The organism is Dactylosporangium cerinum, assembly GCF_042653625.1.
GTDB lineage: Bacteria > Actinomycetota > Actinomycetes > Mycobacteriales > Micromonosporaceae > Dactylosporangium > Dactylosporangium cerinum.
In genome coordinates this window covers 512147-524785 of the sequence record NZ_JBHSIU010000130.1, presented here as the reverse complement: position 1 = coordinate 524785, position 12639 = coordinate 512147, and the positions used below count along the sequence as shown (strand labels likewise).

Here is a 12639-nt window from a genome sequence, read left to right as displayed (position 1 = left end):
GCACGGGTGGGGCACAGGTGATCCTCGCGACGGTAGGGCGGCGGTCCGGTGTGCCGATTGCGTGCTTGGGTGATCGATCGGGTACACCTTTGTGCATGACCGCCGCGCCCGCCTTCGTCGCCGACCGATATCGCCTTTTTGAGCCACTCGGGGCGGGCGGAATGGGCAGGGTGTGGCGCGCCCGCGACGAGACGCTCGGGCGTGACGTCGCCGTGAAGCAGATCATCCTGCCGCAGGAGCTGCTCGACAGCGCGCGGGACGTCGCGATGGAGCGCACCCTGCGGGAGGCGCGGGCGGCCGCGAGGCTGACGCATCCGAATGTGGTCCGGGTGTACGACGTGCTCGCGTTCGACGGGCAGCCGTGGCTCGTCATGGAGTACGTGCCGTCCCGCTCCCTCGACCAGACGCTGCGCGCCGACGGGCCGCTGCCGCCGCGGCGGGTCGCCGAGATCGGCCTCGCCGTGCTCGCCGCGCTGCAGGCGGCGCACCGGGTCGGGGTCCACCACCGCGACATCAAGCCGGGCAACGTCCTGCTCGCCGACGACGGGCGGGTCGTGCTCACCGACTTCGGCATCGCCCGGATCGAGGGTGACGGTCACGTCACGCGCACCGGCCTGGTGCTCGGCTCCCCCGAGTACATCGCCCCCGAACGCGCGCGGGACGGCACCGCCGGCGCCGCCGGGGACCTGTGGTCGCTGGGCGCCACGCTGTACGCCGCCGTGGAGGGCCGCTCGCCGTACGGCCGTGGCTCCGCCATGGAGACCCTCATGGCCCTCGCGTCCGATGAGCTGGACACCCCGCAGCGGGCCGGACCGCTCACGCCGGCGCTGCGCGGGCTGCTGCGCAAGGACCCTCGGGCGCGGGCCGGATTCGCCGAGACCGAGGAGCGGCTCCGCGCCGCCCTCACCGCGCCCACCGAACGCCGCCGCCGGTCGTGGCTGAGCGGCTGGGGCCGTTCGACCCCCGCGCCCGCCCCGGCCGCACCCGCCCCGGCCCCGGCGAAGCCCGCGGCACCTCCGGCCGTCCCGGCACAGCGCCCCGCTCCGGCGGAACCCCCGACGGTCGTGCAGCCCCGGCCCCGACAGGACCCGGCAACGGTGGTGCAGCCGGTTGCCGCCGTCGAGGCCGCTGCCACGGTACGACCAGTGCCCGCCGAACCGGTCCCCGCCCAGAAGGTTGCGCCGGACGAGCCACCCGCGACCGAGCAGCCCCCGCCACCGGCCATCGACCCCGTCGACGCCCAGACCGCGATCACGGAACCCGAGCCCGAACCGGAGCCGGAACCGGAGCCCGAACCCGAGCCGGAACCTGAGCCCGAGCCCGAGCCGGAGCCCGAGCCCGAACCCGAGCCGGAGCCGGAACCGGAGCCGGAGCCAGAGCCGGAGCCAGAGCCGGAGCCCGAACCTGAGCCGGAGCCGGAGCCCGAACCTGAGCCGGAGCCGGAGCCGGAGCCCGAGCCCGAGCCCGAGCCTGAACCTGAGCCGGAGCCGGAGCCCGAGCCTGAACCTGAGCCGGAGCCCGAGCCGGAGCCGGAGCCCGAACCCGAACTGGTGCCTGCCCCGGCATTCGCGAAGGCATCGGCGTTCGAGCACGCGTCGGCCACCGAGCCGGCGCCGGCGTCCGAGCTGACGGCGGAACCGGAACCGGAGACCGTCGCGGCGCCCGTGCAGCCCCGTGTGCCCGTGGCGGCACCCGTCGGGGTGGTGGGCGGCGTCGGTGGCGGTGGGCGTACACCGGGATCCCAGGCGAAAATCCTCGCTGTCGCTGCTGGCGTGCTCGTCGTGGTCGTCGTCGTCGCGCTGCTCGCGTTCTGGCCGGACGGGGACGAGAACAGGACCGCCGCGCCCGCTGTCTCCGCGCAGTCGACGACGGCCGCGGCGACGAGCGCGCCGGCCGGGTCACCGAGCGCGGCGCCGTCCAGCGAGCCGGCCGGTCCGGGGCCGTCGGTGGCGCCGAGCGCGACCGGTCAGCTGCCGCCGCTGCCCCCGGGGTGGGTCGACTACCAGGACCCGAGCGGGTTTTCGGTGTACGTGCCGGCGAGCTGGCGGCGCTCGAAGGAAGGTACGATCGTGTACTTCCGGGGCGACGGGCGGGTGCTCGGCATCGACCAGACGAACCAGCCGAAGTCGGACCCGGTGAAGGACTGGCAGGCGCAGCGTGACGCGCGGGTCGGCGGCGGGGACTTCCCCAACTATGCGGAGATCCACATCCAGGCGGTGCCGTACTTCGTGACGGCGGCCGACTGGGAGTTCACGTTCACCCGCAACGGCCGGCAGCACGTCAACAACCGTGGGGTGGTCACGTCGCCGAAGCAGGCGTACGGCTTCTACTGGCAGACCAGCGACGCCGACTGGGCCGCAGCCCGGCCGAGCCTGGATCTCGTGTTCGCGAGTTTCCGGCCGAAGGTGTGACGGGCCCGAACGTGTGACGAGGGGGGACATGTCTGAGCTGTGGCCGGCGGACACGCCGGGGCTGCTGCGGTTGCCGTCGGGCCGGACCGTGCGCGGGCGGCCGCTGTCCAAGCCGGTGCCGGACGGGGCGGTGCCGACGCTCGGCGTGTACCTGCTCGGCCGCGAACCGGCGGCGACGGCGTGGCCGGCGCATTGGGTGCGGTGGCCCGACTTCGGCCTGCCCCGGGACCGGGACGCGCTGCGGGACGCCCTCCAGGCCGCACTCGTGGAGTGCGGCACCGGCCGGGTCGAGTTCGGGTGCGGCGGCGGGCGCGGCCGCACCGGGACCGCCCTGGCGTGCCTGGCGGTCCTCGACGGCGTGCCGGCGGCCGAGGCCGTCGCGTATGTCCGGCAGCACTACTCCCGGCACGCCGTCGAAACCCCGTGGCAGCGTGGTTTCGTCAAACGGTTCAGTTGACGGTGCTGGACAGCTTCTCGATCGCGGCGGGGCTGAACGCCTCACCCGCGAACACCGCGAGCCGCGACAGCGGCAGGCTGCCCATCAGCGTCAGCATCTCGGGGTTGCTGGCGGTGGCGGCCATCGCGCCGGCCTCACCGCCGGCGGCCAGGGACGCGAACACCTCGCCGAGCGCCTGAGCGCCGCGCGGGTCGCTCAGCCACTCCGCGATCGTCGACTCACCGGTCAGCGGCACCCGGGCGTCGTCGCCGTCGACCGCGGCCGTGGCGGTGACCCGTAGGTCACGTGAGGAGGCGCCGATCTCCACCTGGTACGTGCCGCCCTCCACGATCCAGCGGGACACGCGGGTGTCCCAGTAGGCGAGGTCGTCGCGGGCGATCGCCAGCTCCACCTCGACGGTCGCGCCGGCCGGGACCGCCACGTTCGCGAACGCCTTGAGCTCGCGCGGCGCGCGGCGGACCGCGGAGCCGGGCAGCGACACGTACGCCTGGACCACCTCGCGGCCGTCGCGCTCGCCGGTGTTGGTGACGCTGAGCCGCACCAGGAGCCCGTCGGCGGTGGCCGTGGCGGTTGCCTCGCCGTAGGCGAACGTGGTGTAGGACAGGCCGTGGCCGAACGGGTACGCGACCTGCTGCCGGCGGGCGTCGAAGCCGCGGTACCCGACGAAGACACCCTCGCCGTAGCGCACGTGCCCGGCCTCGCCCGGGAAGTCCAGGTAGGACGGGTGGTCGGGCAGCTGCAGCGGGATGGTCTCGGTGAGCCGGCCCGACGGGTTGACCCGGCCGAAGAGGACGTCGGCGATCGCGCCGCCGCCGGCCTGACCGAGCAGCCAGCCCTCGACAACCGCGGGCACCGCCGCGTCCCACGGGCCGGTGCGCAGGACCGCGCCGTTGGACAGCACGACGACGGTGCGCGGGTTGGCGGCCGCGACCCGCTCGATGAGCTCGACGTGCGCCGGTGGCAGGTCGATCGAGTCGCGGTCGGCGCCCTCGGTCTCGCGGTCGGTGCCGGCGAACACGATCGCGACGGCGGCGTCCCGGGCGAGGGCGACCGCGGCGTCGACGTCGTCGTAGCCGGGCGCGAACGTGACCGGCCCGTCCGCGAGTGCGGTGATCTCGTCGAGCGCGTTGTCGAGCCTGGTCGGGTTGATCTGCGAGCTGCCGCCGCCCTGGTAGCGGGGGGTCCGCGCGTATTCGCCCAGCACCGCGATCGGCCCGCAACCGGCTTGCAGCGGCAGCGTGGTGTTGTCGTTCTTCAGCAGGACGATGCCCCGGCCGGCCACCTCCCGGGCAAGCGCGTGATGGGCGTTCGCGTCGAACGTCGCGCCGGGGTCACGGGCGGCGAGCGCTACGCGTACCAACTCCGCAACCCGGGAAACGGCGGTGTCCAATGTGGACTCATCCAGCGCACCACTGCGGACCGCTTCCACGAGCCGCCGGTCGCCGTCAGGGTCGGGACCGGGCATGGTGAGGTCGAGGCCGGCGCGGACCGCCTCGACCCGGTCGGCGACCGCGCCCCAGTCGGACACGACGAGACCCTCGTAGCCCCACTCGCCGCGCAGCACCTCGGTCAGCAGCCAGTGGTGCTGGGAGGCGAGGACCCCGTTGACGCGGTTGTACGCGCACATGACCGTCCACGGTTTCGCCCGCGTGACAACCCGCTGGAACGCGCGCAGGTAGATCTCGCGCAGCGTGCGCTCGTCGACGTCGGCGGAGACCCGCATCCGGTCGGTCTCCTGGCTGTTGACCGCGTAGTGCTTCAGGGACGCACCGACGCCGCGGCTCTGCAGGCCGTTGACCCACTCGACCGCGAGGACGCCGGTGAGCAGCGGGTCCTCGGCGAAGTACTCGAAGTTGCGGCCGCCGAGCGGGCTGCGCTTGAGGTTGATGCCGGGGCCGAGCAGGACCTGGACGTCCATGGCTCTGGCCTCGTCACCGAGGGCTTCGCCGACCCGGCGGGCGAGCGCCGGGTCCCAGGTCGAGCCGAGCGCGACCGCCGGCGGGAAGCACGTCGACGGCTCGCTGGCGAGCAGCTCCGTGGTGTCGGGCAGCGCCTTGCGCACCCCGTGCGGGCCGTCGGTGAGCATGATGTCGGGCACGCCGGTGACGGCGGTGCTGCGCCAGAAGCTGCTGCCGCTGGTGACGGCTGCCTTTTCCCCAAGGTCCATGGCGGTGTCCCTGCCTCGCGCTACCTAGTACTTATAAAGTACTAGGTACGGTAGCCTCAGTTCGCCGGGCCGACAAGGTTCGCCGGACCGACAGGAGGGGGCGCTCACGGATGGCACGTCATGACCGGACCCGCCTGCCGGCGGCCGAACGGCGCCGGCAGATCATCACCGCCGCCACCCGGCTCGTCGCCGAACGCGGCTTCTGGGGCCTGTCGATGCAGGACGTCGCCGCCGAGTGCGGCCTCACCGTGCCGGGCCTGCTGCACCACGTCGGGTCGAAGGACGGCCTGCTCATCGCGATCCTCGAACACCGCGACGCGGAGGACGCCCGGGCGTTGAGCTCACTGCTGTCGGGCGACCGCACCCTCTCGGCGCTGTGCACGGCGCTGGTGCGGCGCAACGCCGGCCAGCCGGAGATCGTGCGGCTGTTCGCGGTGCTGGAGGCGGAGTCGCTCGCCCCGGACCATCCCGCGCACGACTACTTCGTGGCCCGGCAGCAGCGGATCCTGGATGACCTCACCGCGCTCGCCAAGGACGTGACCGACGCGCCGGAGATCTTGGCGCGGCGGATCATCGCCTTGATGGACGGGCTGCAGCTGCAGTGGCTCCGGTCTCCGGGGCTGGACCTGCCGGAGTTGTGGGCGTCGACGGCCGGGGATCTGCTGCCCTGATCGCCGGTTTGCGGCGCCTGATCGCCGGTTGCCTTGCCGCGCGCGTCGCTCCGCCGTTTTTGCCCCGCGCCGTTTGCCCCGCGCCGTTTGCCCCGCGCCGTTTGCCCCGCCGTTTTGCCCCGCTGCGGGCTTCGCTCTGCGGTTCCGGCGGCGTCCGGGCCAGATTCCGCGACAAGCCGAAGGACTTCCGGTGCCCTGACCCCGGGGATCCTTCCGCTCGTGGGATTCCAGCCGCGGGGCGACTTCCGTGTCGTCGCCAATATCGTCGTTCCGGGGCGGCGGCTCGGGTTGTATCGATCGTTTACGCGGTCGGCGTATTTGTGAGGGCTTGGACGAGGTCGGCGATCGCGTACCGGGGTAGGTCGAGCAGCCGGGCGTCGAGCCACGACGGCGCGACGAGCTCCGCGACCCTGGCCCTGGCCTCGTTCTTTGTCATGCCGTGCTCGCGGACGAGCCCCTCACGCAGCACGTTACCGAGCTTCCCGTGCGCGTGCGCGAGCAGCCACCCCACCGCCGTCTTCGTCCCGCCCTCGACGGCCGTAGCCTCCACGATCGCCAGTTTCGGCGAGGGGGTGCTGCGGCGGTACCGTAATGTGTACTTTGCCGCTATGACAGCGCGTAGCGATGCCTGACTCTTCGCATCGATGAGGTCCGGGGATTTGTTGGGGAGTTGTAAGCTCAGGGAAGAAGCATTGAGCGCCAGCAGCACCCGCAACAGCCATGGCCCGGGATCGCCGGTGAGGTCGATCTGGTCCGGCACCGACCGCACCGGCGCCGCCAGCAGCTCCGCGGGCCCGCGCGAAACCGCGGCCCCCTCCAGTGAGTGCTCACCGTGGGTGTACATGTTGACGGCCGCCCCGCTCAGCCGCTTCTCCAGCACCTGCCAGGTCCGCGACGTCGGCCGGCACACGTAGAGGTCGCTGGCGGACCCGACCGCCTGCGCACCGTGGTACCGGTTGAACGCCGGCAGGATCGCCTCGACGGCCAGGTCCAGGTCGAGCACCGCCCGCTGGACCTTCACCCCGAGCGCCGGCGTGAGCGGGCTGAAGCCGTAGGCCATGACCAGGCGCCCGTTGACCCGGTCCCGTAGCGCCTGCGCGCCACGGCCGAGGAACAGCTGGACCCCCTCGGGCGTGTACGGCGGATCGGTGAACACCAGGTCCGCGGACTCGGCGACGATCGGCGGCAGCCCGAACCGCAGGTCCGCGTGCCAGCAGTCGACGGCATACCCCCGCTGCGCCGCCGCGCCCGCGATGAACTCCAGCAGCCGTTCGTCGACGTCCACGACCGTCACCCGCAGGTCGGGGCGGACGGCGAGGACGGCGAGCGAGGTCAGGTCGTGATCGCCGACGCAGACGAGGTGCGCGCCGGCCAGGTCGAACGTCTCGTCCAGCCAGCGGGCCCGCCGGGCGGCGGTGTGGGCGGTCGCGGACACGTGGTCGAGGGCGCGGTCGGTCGGGACATCCGCGATGAGCCGCGCCAGGTCGGCGATCAGGTCAGCGTCGGCGAGCGGCTTCGGCTGCGGGGCGGCGAACCGGGCCCGGTACGCGCCCGGCAGGCGCAGGGTGCCGTCGCGTGCGGTGTGCACGTCGGGGCCTGCGGCGCGGAGCAGTTGCTCGATCGTCCGGCGGGGCACGGCGTGCTCGCGGATGAGGTCGTCGAGTGTGGTCGGTGTCGTCGCCAGCTGGGTCAGGGCCTGCCGGAGCCGCCGGCCGCCGATCCCGGCCGCTGCCACGACCTCGGCCACCGCCTCCAGCGGCACCACTCCACCGCCGAGCGAAGCCCCATCACCGCGCGAAGCCCCGCCGCCGCCATCCGAAGCTCCATCACCGCGCGGAGCCCCGTCACGCAAGACACCGTCACCGCCGTGCGAGGGAACATCACCGCCGCGAGAGGCACCATCATCGCCACTTGAGGCAACGGCAGCGGCGGGTGGCGGTGGACTGTCCAAAGGTTCGGGACTGGCTGGCGGCGTCATCGCCACCAACCCTACGGCCCGGGCAAATCCGCGCGAGACCGGTAAAGGTCATCGATGAGTTAAAAGTTAATGACCTGCAGTTATTCAGCGACGGAAGGGTGAATTCAGTTAAACGGTTTCGGCGGTGTTTCACGGTCGAAGTACAGGGTGGCGGCAAGGGTGGGCAGAGGGTGCGAAGTCTTGTCCCGGCGATTCCGGCTGTGTGATCGTCCTGAAATCGCCATGAGTCGATGGAGCACGCGGTTGGCCGATCGGCGCGCGCACGCCGGCCGTTGCATCTGACTCTTGCGTGTCTCGATTGGTTCCGGCGCACACCCGAACGTTGAACCCCCGGCAACGTGCGTCGCCCTGGAAAGAAGGCACCCTTGAAGCTGTCCCCACGGTTCGCTACAGCGGCCGGAGTGCTCGCGGTCGGGCTGGTAACAGCCGGCACCGCCGCAGCCGTTCAAGCCTCGCCCCCGTTGCCAGCGCCCACAGGCGTCGAGGCAGCCAACGCCGTCGCGGCCAAGTCCGCGGAGTCGTTCGTGTCCAGCCGTCCGAGCGTGCTGCAGCCGAGCACCGACGACGCGTACGTGCAGAAGTCCCTGGTCGCCTCGGGCAGCGCGAAGTACATCTCCTACGAGCGGACCTGGAAGGGTCTGCCCGTCGTCGGTGGTGACTTCGTGGTCGTCACGGACGCGGCGGGTGCGACGAAGTACACGTCGGTGGCGCAGACCCAAGCGATCGGGAACCTGTCCACCACGGCGAAGATCAGCTCCGCGGACGCCGAGGCGACCGCGAGCAAGCTGCTGACGAGCCTCAACGCCGTCGAGGGTACCCGGCTCGTCGTCTACACCCTGGACGGCGCGGCGAAGCTCGCGTACGAGACGACCGTCAACGGCACCGGCGCGGAGGGCGCGAGCCGCCTCACCGTCAGCGTCGACGCCACGACCGGCGCGGTGCTCAACAAGCGTGAGCGGGTCATGCACGGCACCGGCACGGGCTGGATCGTCGGCAACGTGTCCCTCAACACGTCGCTGTCCGGCAGCACGTACAGCATGAAGGACCCGACCTACCCGACCGTCGTGTGCCAGAACGCCACCGGCAACGCGACGTTCACCGGCTCCGACGACGTCTGGGGCAACGGCGACGGCACCAACCGGGAGACCGGCTGCGTCGACGCCCTGTACGCGGCGCAGAAGGAACTCGGCATGCTGTCGTCGTGGCTGGGCCGCAACGGCTTCAACGGCAGCGGCGGCGGCTGGCCGATCCGGGTCGGCCTGAACGACCAGAACGCCTACTACGACGGCTCGCAGATCCAGATCGGCAAGAACACCGCCGGCAAGTGGATCAGCTCGCTGGACGTCCTCGGCCACGAGGTCGGCCACGGCATCGACGACACCACCCCGGGCGGCATCTCGGGCAACGGCACCCAGGAGTTCGTGGGTGACGTGTTCGGCGCGGCCACCGAGGCGTTCGCCGCCAACGCGAACGACCCGGCCGACTACCAGGTCGGCGAGGAGGTCAACCTGGTCGGCAGCGGCCCGATCCGGTACATGTACAACCCGTCGCTCGCCGGGGACGACAACTGCTACTCCAGCAGCACCCCGGGCCAGGAGGTGCACGCGGCCGCCGGTCCCGGTAACCACTGGTTCTACCTGCTCGCCGAGGGCACCAACCCGACCAACGGCCAGCCGAGCAGCACCACCTGCAACGGCAGCACCGGCCTCGTCGGCATCGGCATCCAGAAGGCCACCAAGATCTTCTACAACGCGATGCTGATGAAGACCTCGTCGTCGTCGTACCTGAAGTACCGCACCTGGACGCTGACCGCGGCCAAGAACCTGTACCCGGGCTCCTGCACCGAGTTCAACGCGGTCAAGAACGCCTGGACCGCCGTCAGCGTGCCGGCCCAGTCCGGCGACCCGACGTGCACCGGTGGCACCACCCCGCCGCCCACCACGACGAACCCGCCGACCTCGAACCCGCCGACCGGCAGCTGCTCCGGCCAGAAGCTGCTCAACCCGGGCTTCGAGTCGGGCGCGACCTCGTGGACCGGCACCACCGGCTCCATCGGCCAGTGGGCCAGCCAGGGCCAGGCCGCCCACGGCGGCACGTACAGCTCGTGGCTCGACGGCTACGGCACGACCCACACCGAGGCGATCCAGCAGTCGGTGACCATCCCAGCCGGGTGCAAGGCCACGCTGACGGCCTACATCCACATCGACTCGGCTGAGACGACCACCACGGTGCAGTACGACAAGCTGACCATCACGGCCGGCTCGACCACGCTGGGCACCCTGTCGAACCTGAACAAGGCGTCCGGGTACGCCCTGCGCACGTACAGCCTGAACGCGCTCGCCGGCCAGACCGTCGTGATCAAGTTCAGCGGTACGGAAGACTCGTCCCTGCAGACGTCGTTCGTCCTCGACGATCTCGCGGTGACGCTCAGCAACTGACCCGCTGAGCAAGGAGCAAGGAGCAAGGAGCAAGGAGCAAGGAGCAAGGAGCAACACCAGCACAGCCCACACAGGGGCCCGGGTCGCGCGCCGACCCGGGCCCCGCTGGTTTCCACCCGGGCTCCACCCGTGGGTGGCGGCGCTCCACCCGGTCCCGCACCTAGCGTCATCGGCATGGATCTCACCACCGCACTGCTGGTCGCCGCCGCCGTCCTGTACCTGCTGGTCCGCCGCTTCGCCGGGGAACCCCTCGAGGCCCGCCGGCTGGTGCTGCCGCCGGTGCTGCTGGTCGCCTGGGGCGGCTACGCGGTGTCGCAGACATTCACCGGGACGACGCTGCCGCACGCGCTCCTCGACGGTGCCGTCCTCGGCGCCGGTGCCGTGCTCGCGGTCGCCGGCGGGCTCCTGCGGGGGCTGACGGTGCGGGTGTTCGTCCGCAACGGGCATCTCTGGTACCGGTACACCGCGATGACCGTCGTCGTCTGGGTCGCGCTCATCGGGGCGCGGTTCGCCGAGGGCGCCGCCGGCGGGGCGCTCGGCGCGGACGCCGCCGTGACCACTGCCGCGCTGCCGTTCATGCTCGGGCTCAGCCTCCTCGGCGAGGCCGCCGTCGTCGGCCGCCGCGGCATCGCCACCGGCGTCCCGTTCGCGCCCAGGGACGCCCGCCGTGGCCTGATCCCGCGGTGACGATGGCGGAGACTGGTCCGGTGTTCACGATCACCGACGCCGCCGTCGCCGGCTGGCGCAAGGCCCGGAGCCTGGTCTTCCTGGTGCTGCTGACCGCCGCGATGCTGCACAACAGCCCCCGCCCGGAGCTCACCGGGCGGGGGCTCGCCGTCGTCGCCGTCGTCGCGCTCGCCGGCGCCGCCTGGCTCGTGATGACCGCGACGGCCGGGCCCCGGCAGCAGGCGGCGATCGGGGTGTGCGCGGCCGCCGGGCTGGCGCTGTGCGTCCTGGACCCCCGCGGCCTCGCGCCCTGTTACCTCATCGCCGCCGGCACCATGGCCGCGGCCGTCCTGCCGTTCGCCGTCGCCGCCGCCGGCACCGCGCTCGCCGCCGGTGGGCTCACCGTGGTGCTGTGGGCGCAGGGCAGCGGCTGGACCGAGCCGCTGATCTGGGCCGGCTCGCTGGCCCTGGTGCTGCTGCTCGGCGTCGTGCGGCGGCAACGTGAGGAGCAGGCCCGGCAGGCGAAGACGGTCGCGGCCCTGGACGAGCGGGCCAGGGTCGCCCGGGAGATCCACGACGTCCTCGCGCACTCGCTGTCGGCGCTGTCGGTGCAGCTGGAGACGGCGGCGGCGCTGCTGGAGAAGCACCGGGCGGCGGACGCGGCGGTGCTCGTCGAGCGGGCCGGGCAGCTCGCCCGCGACGGGCTCACCGAGACCCGCCGGGCCGTGGGGGCGTTGCGCGGCGACCCGGTGCCGCTCGGCGAGCTCGTCGCGGCGCTCGCCGACGGGTACCGCACCGACCTGGCCGCGACCGCCGACGTGACCGTGTCCGGGACCCCGCGATCCCTCGCCGCCGAACCCGGCCTGGCGCTGTTCCGCACCGCGCAGGAGGCGCTGACCAACGTGCGCAAGCACGCGCCCGGCAGTCCCGTGGCCGTGCACCTCGACTTTCAGGCGGATGCGGTGCGGCTCACCGTCCGCAACGCCGCCCCGCAGGCGCCCGGGTCGGCGCCGCCGGGTGGGCACGGCCTCGCCGGGCTCCGCGAACGGGTCGGGCTGGCCGGCGGCACCGTCACCGCCGCGCCGGACGGCGACGGGTGGCGGGTCGATGCGAGGATCCCCGGATGATCACGGTGGTGGTGGCCGACGACCAGACGGTGGTCCGGGAGGGCCTCGTGGTGCTGCTCGGGCTGCTCGACGACGTCGAGGTGGTCGGCGCGGCCGGCGACGGCGAGGAGGCCGTCGCGCTGGTCGCCGCGCACTCCCCCGACGTGGTGCTGATGGACCTGCGGATGCCGCGCTGCGACGGGGTCACCGCGACCGCGCGGATCCGGGCCGCGCATCCGGGGACGCGGGTGGTGGTGCTGACGACGTACGCCGACGACACGGACATCCTCGGCGCGATGCGGGCCGGCGCGCTGGGCTACCTGACGAAGGACGCGGGGCGGGTGCAGATCGCGCAGGCGGTGCGGGCCGCCGCGTCCGGCCAGTCCGTCCTCGACCCGGTCGTCCACGAACGCCTCGTCGCCGCCGCCACCGCCGGACCCGACAGCAAGAAGCCGGAGCCGCCCGACAGCCAGAAGCCGGCGATGCCCGACGGCCAGAAGCCGGAGCCGCCGGACGGGCTGACCGCGCGGGAGACCGAGGTGCTGCGCCTCATCGCCGCGGGACTGTCCAACCGGGACATCGCCAAGCGCCTGTTCGTCACCGAGGTCACCGTGAAGTCACACATCAACCGGCTCTTCGCGAAGACCGGCGTCCGCGACCGGGCGCAGGCGGTGCGCTACGCGTACGAGCACGGCCTCACCACCTGAACGATACCCACGCCGGCGGCCCGCAAGAGATTGACTGG

9 protein-coding genes are annotated in these 12639 nt (G+C 72.7%); 7 read left to right on the top strand and 2 right to left on the bottom strand.

Features of this window, described 5'->3' with window-relative positions; genetic code table 11:
• Positions 1-95: 95 nt before the first annotated feature.
• Both ACFPIJ_RS60245 and ACFPIJ_RS60240 read left to right on the top strand, forming a co-directional pair.
• Positions 96-2411, top strand: coding sequence for a serine/threonine-protein kinase (locus ACFPIJ_RS60245; RefSeq protein ID WP_380128573.1), 2316 nt, complete (start codon positions 96-98; stop codon positions 2409-2411).
• 28 nt (positions 2412-2439) lie between these two features.
• Positions 2440-2868, top strand: coding sequence for a protein-tyrosine phosphatase family protein (locus tag ACFPIJ_RS60240; protein ID WP_380128572.1), 429 nt, complete (start codon positions 2440-2442; stop codon positions 2866-2868).
• Here the strand turns inward: ACFPIJ_RS60240 and ACFPIJ_RS60235 are convergent.
• The gene (locus ACFPIJ_RS60235; RefSeq protein ID WP_380128571.1) at positions 2861-5035 is read right to left on the bottom strand and encodes a glycoside hydrolase family 3 C-terminal domain-containing protein; all 2175 of its coding nucleotides are present in this window, start codon (positions 5033-5035) and stop codon (positions 2861-2863) included. The two genes, ACFPIJ_RS60240 and ACFPIJ_RS60235, sit on opposite strands and share 8 nt — an antisense overlap.
• Before the next feature lie 110 nt (positions 5036-5145).
• Between ACFPIJ_RS60235 and ACFPIJ_RS60230 the strand changes: the two genes are divergently transcribed.
• Positions 5146-5706, top strand: coding sequence for a TetR/AcrR family transcriptional regulator (locus ACFPIJ_RS60230; RefSeq protein ID WP_380128570.1), 561 nt, complete (start codon positions 5146-5148; stop codon positions 5704-5706).
• A gap of 301 nt (positions 5707-6007) precedes the next feature.
• Here the strand turns inward: ACFPIJ_RS60230 and ACFPIJ_RS60225 are convergent, their stop codons facing one another.
• A complete protein-coding gene (locus ACFPIJ_RS60225) occupies positions 6008-7468 on the bottom strand; it encodes a bis-aminopropyl spermidine synthase family protein (RefSeq protein WP_380128569.1) in 1461 nt (486 codons plus the stop codon).
• Between the two features lie 581 nt (positions 7469-8049).
• Here ACFPIJ_RS60225 and ACFPIJ_RS60220 point away from each other — a divergent pair.
• From ACFPIJ_RS60220 to ACFPIJ_RS60205, 4 genes are all read left to right on the top strand, one after another.
• The gene (locus tag ACFPIJ_RS60220) at positions 8050-10122 is read left to right on the top strand and encodes a M4 family metallopeptidase (RefSeq protein ID WP_380128568.1); all 2073 of its coding nucleotides are present in this window, start codon (positions 8050-8052) and stop codon (positions 10120-10122) included.
• Between the two features lie 174 nt (positions 10123-10296).
• Positions 10297-10809, top strand: a complete 513-nt coding sequence (locus ACFPIJ_RS60215) for a hypothetical protein (RefSeq protein ID WP_380128567.1) — start codon at positions 10297-10299, stop codon at positions 10807-10809.
• A 20-nt stretch (positions 10810-10829) separates the two neighbouring features.
• A complete protein-coding gene (locus ACFPIJ_RS60210; protein ID WP_380128566.1) occupies positions 10830-11915 on the top strand; it encodes a sensor histidine kinase in 1086 nt (361 codons plus the stop codon).
• Positions 11912-12601: a response regulator gene (locus tag ACFPIJ_RS60205; protein WP_380128565.1), complete on the top strand. Its 690-nt coding sequence runs from the start codon at positions 11912-11914 to the stop codon at positions 12599-12601. Before ACFPIJ_RS60210 ends, ACFPIJ_RS60205 begins: the two co-directional genes overlap by 4 nt.
• Positions 12602-12639 lie beyond the last annotated feature (38 nt).